Raw genomic sequence first — 16,053 nt, forward strand, 5'->3', positions numbered from 1 at the left:
ACGAAAAATTATGAAATACATTTGTCAATTATTTTAAATAAATCTAAATAAAAACAAAATGATTAAAAATGTTTTAACATCGTTATTATTGCTGCTTACAACTTCAATAATAGCACAAAACAGTATTATAAGGGGGACTGTTTTACAAAAAAACAAGACACCAATTAGTTCTGTAAATATTAAATTAAAAGGAACAAATAAAGGTGCAACTACTGGTAATAATGGTTCTTTTGAAATCAAGAATTTAAATGCAACTAATTATTCGATAACTATTTCAATGCTTGGGTATGAAACTAAAACAATAGAATTTAGTTGTAAACCCAATTCTGTGAATAACCTTGGCGACATCATACTAAATGAAAGTTTAAATCAACTAGACGAAGTTACTATTAACGGTAATAAAAAAAGTAAAAATAAGGTATCTTCTTCATTACGTTTAAAAACACCTATAACTCAATTACCACAAAACATTCAAGTTGTTGATAATGAATTATTGGAAACTCAAATGATAACCAATATGCTAGATGGAGCTTTTAGAAACGTTAGTGGTGTTAGTAATATTGAGCACTGGGGACATTTCGCTAGAATTAACATGAGAGGTTTTAGACTTCCTGCGTTTAGAAATGGATTTAACATCCAAGATTCTTGGGGTCCATTATCTGAAGACATGTTTATGGTAGATCGTATTGAATTTGTGAAAGGTCCTTCAGGATTTATGATGTCTGCGGGGGAACCTGGTGGTTTTTATAATGTAGTAACAAAAAAACCTACTGAACAAAAAATAGCTAATATTAGTTTTATGGGAGGTAGCTTTGATACTTATAGAGCAGCTGCTGATGTTGGTGGTGCATTAACTGAAGACAAACGTTTATTAGCTAGATTAAATGTAATGTATCAAAATACTGGTAGTCATAGAAAGTTTGAAGATACAGAGCGTTTTGGAATCGCACCATCTATTTCTTATAAAATAAGTGATAAAACAACATTTCTTACAGAGTTTACTTACCAAAAACTAAACACTTTAATTGGAGCGGCATATGTTTTTGGTTCTGTTGACAGAGGTTATGGTAGTTTAGATAAAAACTTTACTATGATAGATAGTAACTTTCCAAGCACAGACATTAAAGAAGTTAGCTTGCTAAATCGTTTAACTCATAATTTTAACGATAACTGGTCAATAGAAGCACAGTATTCTGTTATGCGTTATGATCAAGAAGGAGCTTCAGCATGGATTGCTTCTTTGCAAAATAACGGAGATGCAATAAGAACTACTGGTATTTGGGATGCTATTTCTGAAAGTGAATATTTCCAGTTATATACTAATGGTAAATTTAACACAGGAAACATTAGTCATAAAATTTTAGGAGGTTATGATTATACTGATAAAGAATATTTTGCGGATTTTAGTCAAAGTGTCTTAGTAGACTTACCAACCAATCCTTTCAACATATATAATCCTACCTATGGAAATAGAGTAATTCCAGTATTTAATAGAAGTACTCCTTTAAAAGAAAGACAAGGAGTATATACCTATGGTACAAAAATCAATTCATTGTACTTACAAGATGAATTAGGTTTTATTGACAATAAAATTAGACTGACTTTAGCTGGTAGATATACTGAACTAACACCTAAAGGAGCTAATAAAATATCGAAAATAACTCCAAGAATTGGTTTAAGTGCTGATATAAATTCAAAATTAACTGTTTATGGATTATATGATCAATCATTTTTAGCTCCAACTGGTATTCCTCGTAACGGAGTAACTTTTGATCCAATTTCAGGTAATATTATTGAAGCAGGAATAAAAACGAAGCTTATGGATAATAAAATTACTGCTTCTTTATCTGCATATATGATTACTAAAAATAACTTATCAGTTCCAGACCCAAATAATATTACAGGTGAACAATTTAGTGTACAACTAGGAGAAGTAGAATCTAAAGGATTTGAATTTGATATGACAGCACAAATCACAGAAGAATTTGATGTTTTATTAAACTATGCTAATACGAATGCTAAGACTACAAAATCTACTATTCCTTCTATGGTAGGAAATAGAATTGCTGGGCATGCCAAACATATTACAAATGGGTGGCTTAACTACAAATTTAATAAAAACAGTACTTTAAAAGGATTTGGTATTTCATTAGGTTACCAATATTTAGTAGATAGATCTTCTTGGACTTGGAATGCAAATAATCAGACAGATTTACCTAACTATTTCAGATTAGATGGTGCAATTCATTGGAAAAACGATAAACTTCGTATTGGCTTAAACATAAACAACATCTTAAATGAACATTTATACTCAGGAGCAAATTACGGAAGTTATTTATACTGGCAATCAGAACCTGGTATTAACGGGAGGTTATCAATAAATTATAATTTATTTTAAAATCATTATTAAAGAAAGTCACTTATATATAAGTGGCTTTTTTTTAGTAGAACCATTAAATAATTACTTGACTTTTCAAAATAAATATAAAAAAACAGTTAAAATATAATAGAGATAAAAAATTATCTAAAATTAATCTAAATAAAGTTTGTTGTTAATTTTTTGTGAAATATCTTTGTCCCTGTTTTTCTAAATTAATTAAATCTAAATAAAAACTATGAAAACAATAATGACAACCGCGCTATTATTCTTAGCTACGGTAGTTTTAGTAGCTCAGAATTCTATTTCTGGTACTATAGTTGACAATAACAACGAATCTATTGTAGGTGTTAACGTCATAATTCAAGGGACAGACAAGGGGGTACAAACTGACATGGATGGAAAGTTTGAAATTAAAAATGTTCCTTCTGGTAATTTTAAATTAGTAATTTCTTTTATTGGTTTTAAAACTAAGGTAATTGATGCAACTGCTTCAAATAATTTAACAGTAACTTTATATGAAGGAAATGAATTATTACAAGAAGTAGAGGTAACTTCAAGAAACAATAAGTTTTCTCGTAAGAAAACAGCCTATGTTTCTAAATTACCTTTAAAAGACTTAGAAAACTCTCAAGTTTATTCGACCGTTACTTCTGAATTATTAGAATCCCAAATTATAACTAATGTTGAAGATGCCCTAGTAAATTCTACAGGTATTAGTAAATTATGGGAAGCAACCGGAAGAGCTCCTGGTGAGGGAACTGGTTATTTTGCTGTACGTGGTTTTGCTACACAATCACAATTAGTTGACGGAATGCCAGGTTTTACTTTAAGCGCACTTGATCCTTCTTATATTGAAAGAATTGAGGTGGTAAAAGGACCTTCGGCAACTTTATTTGGTAGTACAGCTACTTCTTTAGGAGGATTAATTAATATTGTTACTAAAAAACCTTACAAAGGATTAGGTGGTAGTGTATCTTTTACTGCTGGCTCTTTTGGACTTAACAGACTTTCTTTAGACTACAATACTCCTTTATCTGATGATGAAAAAACATACTTCAGATTAAATGCAACAAACTTATCTCAAAATAGTTTTCAGGATGCTGGATTTAAAGATTCTTTCTTTGTAGCTCCGTCAATTATACATAAAGTAAACAATCGTTTAAACATATCTTTTGGTCTTGAATTTGCAAAAACTTCGCAAACAAACCCATCTATGTTATTTGTTAACAGATTAGGTCAAGGAAGATTAACAGCTATGTTAGCTCCATTTGGAATTACTCCAACTGTACCGACTAATGTTACTGAATTAAATGTAAATCCTAAAAAATCTTTTACGTCTAATGATGTTGCTTTAAACAGCTTGAACTTTAACACAAGAACTATTGTAGATTATAAAATTTCTAACGAATGGAGTTCTCAAACAATTTTTGCAAGTAGCTATGCAAGAACGAAAGGTTTTTATCAATATAATATTGATGGTGGTGCTGCAGCAATTTTACAATTAGCACCTCTATTATCTGACCCAAGATTGGCTCCTGTAAACCCAATTATATCGCCAATCATTACTCCAATGCTTATTGAGTCTGGTACTTTATTAGCTTCACCTTCTTTTACAAGAATTTTTGATAAGCGTAATGCTAATGCAACTAACTACAATATTCAACAAAACTTTATTGGTGATTTTAAAATTGGTGATTTAAGAAATCGTTTTGTAGGTGGTTTAGATTTTGTAAGCAGATCTCAACATTCAAGAAATCAAAATGGAAATCCAACAATAACTTCTACTCCAGGTTTTGCACAATTATTAGGGTTCTTTAATAATCCACAAGCATTTATACCATTTCCTTTAGATCCAGCTGTGGTCGGTGCATTACAAGCAACAGGACAACAAGTTGGAGGAGGATTTAATGCACTTCCATATTTCGATGCGTTTTTAGATGCACAAGGAAATGTAAAAACATCAACATTTACACCTAATGCTGTATACTCACCTACAAAAGCAAGTTTAGAAAATATATTTAGTAACGTTCCTGTTAATGACTTTAGAACAAATTCTAAGACTTATGCAGCTTACATTTCAAATGTATTAAATGTTACTCCAGAATTAACTGTAAATTTAGGATTACGTGTAGATCACTTTGATCAAGATGGTAATACAGCTACTACTGCTGATGATTATACCAAAACTACTTTTTCTCCAAAAGCTGGAGTAGTATATCAAGTAATCCCTAATGAATTATCTGTATTTGGTAATTACCAAACTGGTTTTGTAAATAAAGACCCTGTTATTACTCAAACTGGTATACAAAACTTTAAACCTATAAAAGCAAATCAATTTGAAGGAGGAGTAAAAACAAATTTATTCAATAACAAGTTAAACTTAGGTGCTTCTTATTACCATATTATAGCTAACAACGTTACTACAACAGATCCAACTGCTTTCTTAACAACAAATCAAATAGATCTTAAAGAGGTTGTAAGTAAAGGAATCGAATTAGAAGCAAACTCAAGTCCTTTTGTAGGGTTAAACTTAAGAGCTTCTTATGCTTATAACGATAGTAAAGTTACAGATGCTAACAGTGTATTTGCTAATAGAAATGTTGCTGAACTTTTAAACAGGAGACCTGAAGAAGCTGGTCCAAAAACTACATATAACTTTTGGGCAGATTATAAATTCCAACAAGGAAAATTCTTAAAGAACATTGGTTTAGGAGCTGGATTTAATGGAGCTTCAGAGCATTTAACAATTAACAATGCTATTTCTGGAACTTTTACATTACCAAGCTATACTGTATTTAATGCTGGTGCATATTATGATACTGATAAGTTTAGAGTTGCGTTAAAAGTAAATAATTTAACTAACGAAACTTACTACAAAGGATGGAGTACTGTTAATGCACAAGCTCCAAGAGCTTTCTTAGGTACTGTAACCTATAAATTTTAAAACTAAACACTTTGTGTAGTATAAATTAATCTATTTAAATAAATGCTTCAAAACTCTTAGTCATTTTATGGCTGAGGGTTTTGTAATTAAAAAATAAATAATGATAAGTATTTTAATAGCCATACTATTTTTAGGCTGCTACCTATTTTACAATACTTCACAAAAAACAACTATTGTTTCAAATAGTTATTTAGAAAAAAGGATACGTAGCAACGAGCAAATATCAAAAATTGTAGGTGGAAGTTTCTTACTAATTACCTTGATAATAGCAGGTATTCATTTTGGACTATTCTCAGGTATTCTTTTTTGGCTAGTAGCTTTAACAATGCTAATGAGTTTACTAATAGTTATAGCTCCACTAAAGCTTATAAACTATAAAACTTTAGTTGCTCTTTTTTTTGTTCTCTTATTAATCGAATTCATTTTTTAATATGCCTGCAAATCCAAAACATCTAACATCGTCTCCTTGGCAACAATTTGCAAAAATATCTTCTGGTATTCTTGGTGGATATATTGTTACTGCTTTATTTCATATGTGTTTGGCTCTATGGCTACCGAACTCAAGAGAAGTTTTAATAACCTCTATTTATACACATTTTATAATTTGGTGTGTATTGCTCATTGTTCCTTTCCTTTTTAAAAATGGATGGAAAGCATGGGGACTATATATTCTTATATCGATAGTTCTTTATGTGATTTATTATTATGGTAATCAACAAAACCCTTTTGTATAATGAGTAAAAGAAACTACAATGTATTTTTTAATACACATACAGTAAGTGGTATTGTTATTAGTGTAGCTTTATACGTTATCTTTTTTGCTGGAGCTTTTGCTTTATTTAAAGACGAAATTGAAATATGGGAAAACGGAAAGCATTCTAAAAATATAGCTAGAGAAAAAATAGACTACGATTTTTTATTAAATAAATTATCTGAAAACAATCATTTAACTAGTAGAGATATTCGTTTTTATTTAGGTCATAAAGACGATAATATTTATGTATTAACTACTCCTGCTAAGGATACTATAGACATTCCTGAAAAAGCAAAATATCAAAGCTATGAATCGATAAACATTCATACTGGTGAAACTGCTACTTATACCGAAAAATATAGTTTAGGTGAGTTTTTATATCGCTTGCACTTCTTAACACAAATACCCGTAATAGGTGTTTATTTAGCCGGTTTTATTTCATTATTCTTTTTGTTTGCTATTGTAACTGGAGTTATAGTTCATTGGAAAAAAATTGTTTCAAACTTTTATCAATTCAACCCCAAAAATGCTTTAAAGCGAGTTTGGACTGATGCACATACAGCATTAGGTGTGATTGGTTTGCCTTTTCAATTTATGTATGCCGTTACTGGAGCTTACTTCTGCTTAAGTATTTTGGTTTTAATTCCTGCTAACTTTTTATACAATGGAGATCAAGATAAATTAATGGAAGATTTACGTCCTGATCGAAAAGTGTATGAATGGGTTCAAAAAACCGATAAGCAGCTTCCTAGTGTTAATGATTTCGTTGAAAAGAATACTAATCGCTGGGATGATTTTAATCCTGAATATGTGCTTATAAAAAACTATGGAGGCACAAATATGAAATATGTTCTTTTAGGCGCATTAGATCCTAAAGAACGTCTTCTAAGTTCTGGAAATGTTATTTATGATTTTGAAACTGGAAAAACTACTGTTAATAGAGACCCAAATGAAGCTAAATATACTGATGATATTCAATTGTCAATGGGACGTTTGCATTTTGGTAATTTTGGTGGCGTTGCTGTTAAAATCATCTATTTCATATTAGCTTTAATTACTTGTTTTGTAATTATAACTGGAGTATTAATCTGGATTGAAGCTCGTAATAAAAAGAGCATGACTTTACGTCAACGATTATATACAGCAAAAGTTGGACATATTTATATGGCTATTTGTCTTTCTTTATTTCCAGTAATTGCTTTATTCTTTTTAATAGTTAAAATACTTCCTGAAGAATATTTAACTCAAAAAATGTCAATCTTAAACAACTGGTTTTTTATTGTTTGGCTTATATGTATTCTATTCTTCAGATTTAAACGCAATAACTATTTCACTAATAAAGTAACCTTACTAACTGGTGCTATTTTAGGATTCTTAGTTCCTATTGCCAGTGGAATTAAATCAAACAATTGGATTTGGAATACTTATAAAAACAACCAATTTGATATCTTAACTATTGATTTATTATGGATAATTCTATCTGCTACAGCACTATTTATATACTTTAAAATAAAGCTATCTGTACAAGAGCAAAGCGCTTTTAACAAACATAAAATTGACTACAAAAACATTAAGACTTTAAAATTAGAAGAGAAAAATAAATTACAACAAACAAAACCAAAAATTATGGAAAACACGACTATACAACAAGGTTCTTTATCTCTAAGAACAAAAATTATTATTCTATGGATCTTTTTAGCTATTGGCTGGATTGTTCATCATATGTATGGATTATTTAACATTTACTACAATGAAACTTTAGTAATGAAAGATGCTACTGGTGAAGCTCCTCTGATTCATCATATATACCGAATTTTATTTGAAGGTATGTGTTTATTATTTGCTTTATTGTCTATAGAAATTTCTAAAAAATGGTTCAAAATTGCCTCTATTGTTTGGGCTAGCATTGCTGCTATCTATAACATTTATCACTTTTTTGAAGCTATTATGCATGAATCAAGTAATATTTCAGAAATCTTTATGCTTACGCTAGTTGCAATAGCAAGTACTCTTTTAGTTATTAATATTAATAAATGGATTAAAAGTTAGATAAAGGCTTATTAATTATTTATAGGCCTATTATCTATTTCCTTTTGTCCCCCGTTTATGGAAATTCTAATAGCCAACAACCAAACATCGCAGTTAAAAAAAATACTGCAACTTCAATCTAAAAGTATAGACTGTGGTATTAAAACTTCAGTCTATACTATTAATCCTGTATATGGCGAAGGTTTTATTATAAGCTACTTTTTTGACGGCTTATTAATCAATATTATCAGCGCTAAATTTAAAGAGGACTTTTTATTTATATCTAAACACAACTTAAGTGCTTTAGAACTCTCTGTTTTAATGGAAGGTGAAAAAATTATTCGCTCTTCAAACTTTAAAAGTGATTTGATTCTTGAAAAAAATGAAAGCTATCTTTTATACGATGATTGTGAAAGTAAAAAGATTATTTTTTATAAAGACAAACCTCTCAAAGAAGTAAAAATTAGGATGTATGATGACTTCATTAAAAAGCATCAAATGCAAGTTCTTTTATCAAACGATAAAACACTTAGTTTAAAAAAATCTAATCGAAATTTCACACATCAGCTAACTTCAAAAATGGAAGAAGTTGTTTCTGAAATACTTTCAAATTCTCAAAAAGGATTACTAAAAAGGATTTTTTTAGAATCTAAAACGTTAGAATTGTTACATCTTCAGTTAAATTTTCAAGCAAAGAAAACCTATAATTCAGATAATATTTTAAAGAAAATATATAGAGTAGAAACCATACTTCAAACCAATCTACACAAACAAATATCTATTGAGCAATTAGCTCGAATGGTGTTGTTAAATCAGAATGTTTTAAAAAATGAATTTAAGAAATTGTTTGGTGAAACTATTTTTAATTACACTAAAAAGTTAAGAATGAGTAAAGCTAAAAACTTTCTAATCCATACTCAAAAACCTGTTTATGAAATAGCAGACATGGTAGGATATAAAAATCCTACCCATTTTACTGCTGCTTTTAAAAAGTTTGAGAAAATAACTCCCAAAGAATTTCGTAAAAACCATGTTTATATTCCTTAAACTAGGATTTACATTCCTGCTTTAATTTTCTTAACTGAGCGTTAATCATAAGTTCCATTCTACGTAAGCTTTCACTCTCTAAACTCATACAAGCATCTACCCACATATTTGTAATATCTCCTAGTTCACTTTTTTGTAGAGGAAAAACTCTTTTAATGCATTTATAGTGGTTGTATTTAAAACTAAAACTCGATTTATTTAAATAATTAACTACAGCTTCTATTCCTGATTCATTTGTAAAAATATTGTCCACCAGCCCCATTTCTTCAACTTCTTTTGCTTTGTATACATTTCCTGTATTTAAAACTTCTAGAGCCGTTTTTATATTTAATTTTCTACATAAAAAACTATAGGCTCCCATCCCTGGAAAAAGGTGAAATTTATTTTCTGGTAAGCAAAACTTTGCTGATTCATGAGATAATATAATGTCATGCGCCATTGCACATTCAAATCCACCTCCATAGGCATTTCCTTCAACCAAAGCAATGCTTAAAACAGGTAAATCAAACGTATTATAAATGTTATAAATAGCATCTATACATAAATTAGCATACTCCTCTAAAGCTGTTTTATTATGAGATTTTATATTTTTTAAAAAGTAAGGTAAATCGCCTCCCATATTATATACCTCATCATGAGTTGATGCTGACACAATGTATTTTAATGGGTACCCATTGTCTGAAAACATCATTTTTAAGTCTTTCTTCAACTCATTAAACTCTCTCAATATACCGATTGAAAAATTAGGAACTCCTTCTGATTTGATACTCCAAAGCACAAGCTCATACTCTGGATAATAGTTTACTTTAAAATTTTCATATTGTTTTATCATTGTCCTATTTTTTTAGATGTATTCTAAGACACATCTGTTTTACATTTATTTAACCAAGCTTCATCTCTATAAGCTTTGGCTTTTTTCCCACCATCAATATGATTCCAACCTGGTGGCATAAAAATGTATTTTACTTTATCTGAAAAAGTAGGCGCTTTTTTAACGTCATTCCATAACTCTTTCCACATTAAAAATTGCACATCCGAAAAACTCTCACTATTCAAAGTATCATGCATAATTCCATAAGAAATTTTCTCATTATCTAACTCTTTCTGAAATGTTTTGAAAATGCGGTCCCAAATACTAAATGTTTCTCCATAATTTCTATCTAAATAAATATGGTTTTTTGCATGGTGAACCCTATGAACTGAAGGTGTTATTAATATTTTATCTAACCATTTTTGTTTCCCTATAACTTTTTCGTTTACATGCGTTAAAGTTGCATACAAACGTGCAATAGGCTCGATGATAAATATCATTAATGGATGAAAACCTAATATAGGTAACCATATAAAGTTAAATGGTGTAAAAAACACATCGAATATGGAACCTCTAGCAACCACAGTTAAATTCATATCTTCCGCTGTATGATGTACTCCGTGAATACACCATAAAACACGAACTTTGTGCCCTAAAAAATGAATAAAAAACACTGTAAAATCATATAATAAATAAGCTATAATCCATACATACCATTGAAAACCTAGGTCAAACAACCTATGTTCGTATAACAAAAACATTGTACCAACAATGAATACTTTAGATAATAAAAAGTAAGGAATACTTTGTACTATATATGATAATATACTAACCACTCCTTCTTTTTTTCTTTCAACATAATTAGTTAAAATAAGGATTCCCCATTCTACCAACATAAGTGCAAGTACTATTACACTCATATGCTCTAACTGCCCTACTATTTTTTCTATAGATGATAAATCCATTTCTATAAATTATTATTTAAAAAAGTACATATTTGCATTACTGCCGCTTTAGAAGCTTCTGTTTCTCTCAAAGGATTCAGCACAATAAAATCATGAATAGTTCCTCCATATCTTGTTGAAATTACTGGTACCTCAGCCATTCTTAATTTTTTAGCATATGCTTCTCCTTCATCTCTTAACACATCATACTCTGCTGTAATTAAAAGTGTTTTAGGTAAATTTTTAAGCTCTTCTAAACTTGCTCTTAAAGGTGCTACTGTTGAAAATAAATGTGTTTCCTTTTTAGGTGCATACACTTTCCAAAACCATTTCATTGTATCTCTTGTTAAATAGTGTCCTTTAGAAAATTGTTCGTAAGACCCTGTATTCAGATTCGTATCCGTTACTGGGTACAATAATATTTGACCTTTAAGCTTAGGAACACCTTTCTCTTTTGCCATCATAGCAACAGCTGTTGCCATATTTCCTCCAGCACTATCTCCTCCTACTATAATTTTAGTAGGGTCTAAACCATATTTTTTTCCATATTTTGAAACAAATAATGTTGCTAAATAACCTTCTTCGTTGGCTACTGGATATTGCACCTCTGGCGCTCTTGAATAATCAACAAAAACAACTCCTATATTTGCTTTTAAAGCAATATCTCTCATTAATCTTTTGTGAGTCTCAAAACTATTGAATACCCATCCTCCTCCATGGAAATAAATTAAAGTAGGTAGTAGTTTCCTTCTTTTTTTAGGCTTTACTATTACTACCTTGACATCTTTATTTTCTTGTTTAAAAACCGCCTTAGTAAAGGTTACTTTTGTATAAGTTAATGTTGAATCTTGCTGCATATACTCCATAGCATTTCTACCAACATCCAATGGTAATTCTTGCAATGGTGCTCCATCATAGGAATGTACTGCTTCCAGAAATTTCTGAACTTTAGAATCTAAACCATAACTTCCAGCTAGTTTTGTTTGAGCTATGGATGTAAATTGTAATAAAACAATTATAATAACTAATAACTTTCTCATACTATGCTGCTTGTTGTAGTACTTTTCTTTTTTTACTTCTTTTAGAAATTACATAATTGTTAAATAGATACAATAGTGTAAATGTTCCTACATTAATGCCTAGCATTATTAACAAAACAACTGGCTCATTGTATGCTGAAAAATCTAAAAACACTAACAACCAATAAATTAAAATCCATTGTATCATATAGAAAGTAGTTACATTTTTACTACAGTAAAAAAATAATCTGCTTATGTAATTATTTTCAGGCAATGCTTTTTCTATTAAATAATACACCCAAAAAAGCACTAAAATAATTCCCATTAATCCCATACTTCCTCCTGGACCTAAATGATAATAATCTCCAAAATGGTATTCGTAATTATAATCGCATAGTAGTTTTCCAATCACTAGAAAAATTAAACCTAAATAGAGCATAGGTCTAAATAAAGATTTATCTGCATTTTCAGGATTTTCTTGATAACGTAACCCTAAGTATAATCCCATTAGAATAAATGAAAGCCAAGGAAATAATGGAAAGTACACATCGAAATTATTACCCCAAATCAAATTCAAAATATAATCTACACCAGGAACACCTAATTGTATTCCACTCACAATTTTTGAAAGCCACATTATAACTAATGCTATAAAAATTAGTACTCCCTTATTTTTTATTAAAAACTTAAAAGATAGCCCTATTAAGAACAATGATATTCCTACTAGCTGAAACATATCACCTTTTAAGAAATAGTTTAATAAACTACTAAAGTTACTTAATTCAAGCCCACTAGCTTTTACAAAACTCTCTGGAAATCCTCCAAAAAACAAAACTGGTATGATAAATCTTAAAAAATTTAAAATATATCCTAAAGCAATAATCATTAATGCTTTTTTTAAGATTCCATTTTTGTTTGCATTTCTTGAGAATGCAAATGAAATTCCCATTACAATAAGAAATACAGGAGATCCTCTTTCTAATAACTGCCCTATATTTCCTGTAACTGTATTTTCCCAAGTTTCCATACTTGAAAAAATCATTAAAACATGTACAGGAATCATCATAAGAACACTAAAACCTCTTACAAAGTCTACAGCTCTTACTCTATTTTTTGTTTTCATTTTTTATCTTTTACTATTTTTTATTCCAACTTAATTTCTTCGATAATGATTTTCTTTTTCTTCTAGGCTCTGGAATATTTTCTTTTTTGTATCCCATAAAAAAGATTCCTAAAAACTGCTCGTCCTTTTCTAGGTTTACGTATTCTTTTCCATACTCTAAAGTTGCTGGAGAAGAATCCCAATAACTACCCAAACCTAAAGAAGTACAACTCAGCCACATGTTTTGTACAGCACAAGAAACAGCAGCTAACTCTTCCCATTCAGATAGTTTTGCTTTTTTATTTGGTGTAAACACAATTCCTATTAAAGTTGCATTTTTAGCATAGGTTTTAGTAGCTTCATAACGCTCGTTAGAAAATTGTTTTTCGATATACAACTCTCTATAATAAGATGCCATAAACTCACTTAAATCCAATTGATGCTTACCTTCTAAAACTACAAAACGCCATGGCTGTGTTACTAAATGAGTTGGTGCCCATAATGCGTTTGTAACTATAGCTTCTATCGTTTCTTTTTCAATTTTTTTGTTTGCATAATCATACGCGTAAGTACTTTTACGCGTATGTATAACTTTTGTAAGCTCTTCGAAATTCATCTTAAAAAGTTTCTGCTACTTTATTTATTCCAGCTACTTCTTTTTTAAATTGAGCGAGTGGATTTATTAAAGTTCCTTCTAACTTTAAGCTTTCTATTGGATCGGCCAAGGTTAACATTTGCTTTGTATTCCCTAACTGTAATCTATTTAAGCAACAACGATCAAACTCATTTACGAATAAATCATATCGTTCGTATTTTTCTGAAAACTCTGGATGTTCTTCTTGATATTCATAGACACATTCTGCTACTAATTGCCAAAAATTATATTCAGAAAAATTCGCATGAGTATCTAATTGTTGTCCCATAAAACGGAAAATACAATCAAAAACATCTGTGAAAATTGATAGTATTTTCATTTTATCAGAAGTCTTCGTAAACAGCCTATCTGCATGTTCAGGTAAATGCATTGTTTCGTTGAAAACAATTACTTCCTCTGTAATATCTTTCATTAATACATGTACAGGAGTATTTTCTTCTAATACCATTATTAGGTTTTCTCCATGGGGCATGAACACAAACTCGTATTTATAAAAGCAATGTAATAATGGCGCTAAATACGCTTTTAAATATCGTTGTACCCAAGTAGTTGCACCATATGGAGAGGCCTCTATCAACGATCCTAATAACGAATTCCCTTGGTAATCTACATGCAACAAAGCTGCCATTGTAAATACTCGTTGATTAGAGGCTATCTTAATAAACGGACTTTCTCTCCATAATGCAGACAACATTTTATTGTGTGGATTTGTTTTTCCTAATACTTCATAATAATGGTTATGATATCCTACGGTAGCAACTTCTCCTAACATTGTAAAGCCATTCTCATTCAAGTAGGTGTCTTCTGCTAGTAAATTTGTTATCCATGTAGTAATATGCGGAGTACTTTGCATATAATATGGCGACAAACCTCTCATGAACCCCATATTTAGAATGGATAATGCTGTTTTTGTATATAACTTTTCTGGATGTGAAGCATTAAACAATGTTCTAATAGATTGTTGCGCCGAAAACTTATCGTCACTTTCTCCAACTAAAACAATATTTTTCTGTGCAATGTCTGCTCCAAAAACTGCTACTATTTTATTTTTCCATTGCCATGGGTGCACTGGCATAAAAATATAATCTTCAGGCGCTAAATTATTTTGATGTAACACCTCATTAAAACCAGTAATTTTATCTTTTCCTAATTCACTTAATAATAACTGCTCATAATCATACCCCTCAACTGCTGTATAAGTTGCGTATTTTTTATGTCCTGCTATCCATAAAATTTGGAAAGGATGATTACTTTCTGGTGCATATGCATGATAGTCGTCAATATTGAAACCTATTCGACCATTATTAGCTACAAAACAAGGATGTCCTTCGGTCATACCATGCTCTATCTCTTGGAAACTTTTCTCTGCTAATTCTTTTGCTGAAAATTTTTCATTTAGATATTTATAAGCAGCTCCTGAAAGTGTGCTTGTTATCTCTTCTAAATAGGTTGCTAAAAACTCATCAGGAATTCCTAATGTAGTTTTAAACTCAACAATGAAATGTAATGCATCTAAATACAATACATCTTTTGAATCTTCTTTTGTTTTTTTAATACTATCAGTATCTACCAACCAATGATCTAACAAATATTTTTTTGCTTTAAATTGATAGTTAAACTCTTTAGCGTCTGATTGTATTTTATATAAATTCCATCCATCTTGCTCTTCAAGAAATTCTGGAACTAAAATAAGCTCATGAGAAAACTCACTAATCGCTTTTTTTATTAATTGACGATTTACAAATTCCCATACCTGAGGTTGTAAATGTTCTATATTATTTTTCATTCTTGTTCTCTAATTGGTTTAAAGCTTCCTTGTACATTTTTTTAGTACAAAAAGCCAAAGCTGCTTTCTTATAAGACAAGTCTATTTCTTTTTGATAAACAAAACCTGCTTTCTTATTTAACTTGTGAATTTTTTCATTGTTTACATCTGGTTCTACAACAACTCTTGCTACTTGTGGTAAACTGAAAAAATAATCGATAATGGTTGAAAACACATGCCAAGTAAATTGAGGTATTCTTTTTTCTATTGGAGCAACTAATATGTGCATCCCATAATCACTCTCTTGCGCTTCGTAGTGTTTCGCTATGATATCTGTTGAAGCTTTATAACGTTCCATTAAAAACACAGGAATATTATTTAACATTCCTATGTAAGTATGATGATTTGGATTTTCTTCTATCTCCTGATACTCGGCACGTACTTCTTCTAAAGATTTATCTAACATTCCCCAATATTTAGCATAGGGTTGTGTAACCCAAGTATGCAACATTGGTGAATCTGTATCTACATGAAATGGGCGAATACTTAAAACTCCCAATCCAGCAATTTCTTTGCTAAATACTTCTTGATTCGTTTGTACCAT

The 16,053-nt window shown here is 30.1% G+C and carries 13 protein-coding genes; 6 read left to right on the forward strand and 7 right to left on the reverse strand.

All coding sequences use genetic code 11. The features are described from left to right. Positions 1–58 precede the first annotated feature (58 nt). The 6 genes from Q0958_RS01890 to Q0958_RS01915 all read left to right on the forward strand — a co-directional run bounded on the left by Q0958_RS01890 (position 59) and on the right by Q0958_RS01915 (position 9,153). Positions 59–2,398: a TonB-dependent receptor gene (locus Q0958_RS01890; RefSeq protein ID WP_299118852.1), complete on the forward strand. Its 2,340-nt coding sequence runs from the start codon at positions 59–61 to the stop codon at positions 2,396–2,398. Between the two features lie 217 nt (positions 2,399–2,615). Continuing rightward, positions 2,616–5,324, forward strand: coding sequence for a TonB-dependent receptor (locus Q0958_RS01895; protein WP_299118853.1), 2,709 nt, complete (start codon positions 2,616–2,618; stop codon positions 5,322–5,324). A 100-nt stretch (positions 5,325–5,424) separates the two neighbouring features. Then, positions 5,425–5,754, forward strand: a complete 330-nt coding sequence (locus Q0958_RS01900) for a hypothetical protein (protein ID WP_299118854.1) — start codon at positions 5,425–5,427, stop codon at positions 5,752–5,754. A gap of 1 nt (position 5,755) precedes the next feature. After that, the gene (locus Q0958_RS01905; RefSeq protein WP_299118855.1) at positions 5,756–6,058 is read left to right on the forward strand and encodes a hypothetical protein; all 303 of its coding nucleotides are present in this window, start codon (positions 5,756–5,758) and stop codon (positions 6,056–6,058) included. Then, positions 6,058–8,127, forward strand: a complete 2,070-nt coding sequence (locus Q0958_RS01910) for a PepSY-associated TM helix domain-containing protein (RefSeq protein WP_299118857.1) — start codon at positions 6,058–6,060, stop codon at positions 8,125–8,127. Before Q0958_RS01905 ends, Q0958_RS01910 begins: the two co-directional genes overlap by 1 nt. 57 nt (positions 8,128–8,184) lie before the next feature. Then, complete coding sequence (locus Q0958_RS01915; protein ID WP_299118861.1) at positions 8,185–9,153, forward strand: AraC family transcriptional regulator; 969 nt, start codon at positions 8,185–8,187, stop codon at positions 9,151–9,153. 1 nt (position 9,154) lies between these two features. Here Q0958_RS01915 and Q0958_RS01920 read toward each other — a convergent pair whose 3' ends face one another. From Q0958_RS01920 to Q0958_RS01950, 7 genes are read right to left on the reverse strand one after another with little or no spacing between them, the layout of a single operon-like run. Beyond that, positions 9,155–9,985, reverse strand: coding sequence for a crotonase/enoyl-CoA hydratase family protein (locus tag Q0958_RS01920; protein ID WP_299118863.1), 831 nt, complete (start codon positions 9,983–9,985; stop codon positions 9,155–9,157). A 23-nt stretch (positions 9,986–10,008) separates the two neighbouring features. Beyond that, a complete protein-coding gene (locus Q0958_RS01925) occupies positions 10,009–10,929 on the reverse strand; it encodes a sterol desaturase family protein (RefSeq protein ID WP_299118865.1) in 921 nt (306 codons plus the stop codon). 2 nt (positions 10,930–10,931) lie between these two features. After that, on the reverse strand, positions 10,932–11,948 hold the full coding sequence (locus Q0958_RS01930; RefSeq protein ID WP_299118867.1) for an alpha/beta hydrolase: 1,017 nt from the start codon (positions 11,946–11,948) through the stop codon (positions 10,932–10,934). 1 nt (position 11,949) lies between these two features. After that, the gene (locus Q0958_RS01935; protein ID WP_299118870.1) at positions 11,950–13,050 is read right to left on the reverse strand and encodes a heparan-alpha-glucosaminide N-acetyltransferase domain-containing protein; all 1,101 of its coding nucleotides are present in this window, start codon (positions 13,048–13,050) and stop codon (positions 11,950–11,952) included. Between the two features lie 13 nt (positions 13,051–13,063). Further along, positions 13,064–13,645 carry a nitroreductase gene (locus Q0958_RS01940; protein ID WP_299118873.1) on the reverse strand — a complete coding sequence of 194 codons (582 nt, stop codon included), beginning with the start codon at positions 13,643–13,645 and terminating at the stop codon, positions 13,064–13,066. Position 13,646: 1 nt separating this feature from the next. Further along, positions 13,647–15,470 carry an IucA/IucC family siderophore biosynthesis protein gene (locus tag Q0958_RS01945; protein ID WP_299118876.1) on the reverse strand — a complete coding sequence of 608 codons (1,824 nt, stop codon included), beginning with the start codon at positions 15,468–15,470 and terminating at the stop codon, positions 13,647–13,649. Next, positions 15,460–16,053 carry a GNAT family N-acetyltransferase gene (locus tag Q0958_RS01950; protein WP_299118879.1) on the reverse strand — a complete coding sequence of 198 codons (594 nt, stop codon included), beginning with the start codon at positions 16,051–16,053 and terminating at the stop codon, positions 15,460–15,462. The genes Q0958_RS01945 and Q0958_RS01950 overlap by 11 nt, the downstream gene beginning before the upstream one ends.

It is taken from the genome of uncultured Tenacibaculum sp., from assembly GCF_947499065.1.
In the GTDB taxonomy this organism is placed as follows: domain Bacteria; phylum Bacteroidota; class Bacteroidia; order Flavobacteriales; family Flavobacteriaceae; genus Polaribacter.

Bases quoted from the DNA above. Each gene is read 5' to 3' on its own strand.
- Q0958_RS01900 (WP_299118854.1), top strand. From the start codon at position 5,425: ATGATAAGTATTTTAATAGCCATACTATTTTTAGGCTGCTACCTATTT.
- Q0958_RS01930 (WP_299118867.1), bottom strand. From the start codon at position 11,948: ATGAGAAAGTTATTAGTTATTATAATTGTTTTATTACAATTTACATCC.
- Q0958_RS01895 (WP_299118853.1), top strand. From the start codon at position 2,616: ATGAAAACAATAATGACAACCGCGCTATTATTCTTAGCTACGGTAGTT.
- Q0958_RS01915 (WP_299118861.1), top strand. From the start codon at position 8,185: ATGGAAATTCTAATAGCCAACAACCAAACATCGCAGTTAAAAAAAATA.
- Q0958_RS01890 (WP_299118852.1), top strand. From the start codon at position 59: ATGATTAAAAATGTTTTAACATCGTTATTATTGCTGCTTACAACTTCA.
- Q0958_RS01925 (WP_299118865.1), bottom strand. From the start codon at position 10,929: ATGGATTTATCATCTATAGAAAAAATAGTAGGGCAGTTAGAGCATATG.
- Q0958_RS01910 (WP_299118857.1), top strand. From the start codon at position 6,058: ATGAGTAAAAGAAACTACAATGTATTTTTTAATACACATACAGTAAGT.
- Q0958_RS01945 (WP_299118876.1), bottom strand. From the start codon at position 15,470: ATGAAAAATAATATAGAACATTTACAACCTCAGGTATGGGAATTTGTA.
- Q0958_RS01940 (WP_299118873.1), bottom strand. From the start codon at position 13,645: ATGAATTTCGAAGAGCTTACAAAAGTTATACATACGCGTAAAAGTACT.
- Q0958_RS01935 (WP_299118870.1), bottom strand. From the start codon at position 13,050: ATGAAAACAAAAAATAGAGTAAGAGCTGTAGACTTTGTAAGAGGTTTT.
- Q0958_RS01920 (WP_299118863.1), bottom strand. From the start codon at position 9,985: ATGATAAAACAATATGAAAATTTTAAAGTAAACTATTATCCAGAGTAT.
- Q0958_RS01950 (WP_299118879.1), bottom strand. From the start codon at position 16,053: ATGGTACAAACGAATCAAGAAGTATTTAGCAAAGAAATTGCTGGATTG.
- Q0958_RS01905 (WP_299118855.1), top strand. From the start codon at position 5,756: ATGCCTGCAAATCCAAAACATCTAACATCGTCTCCTTGGCAACAATTT.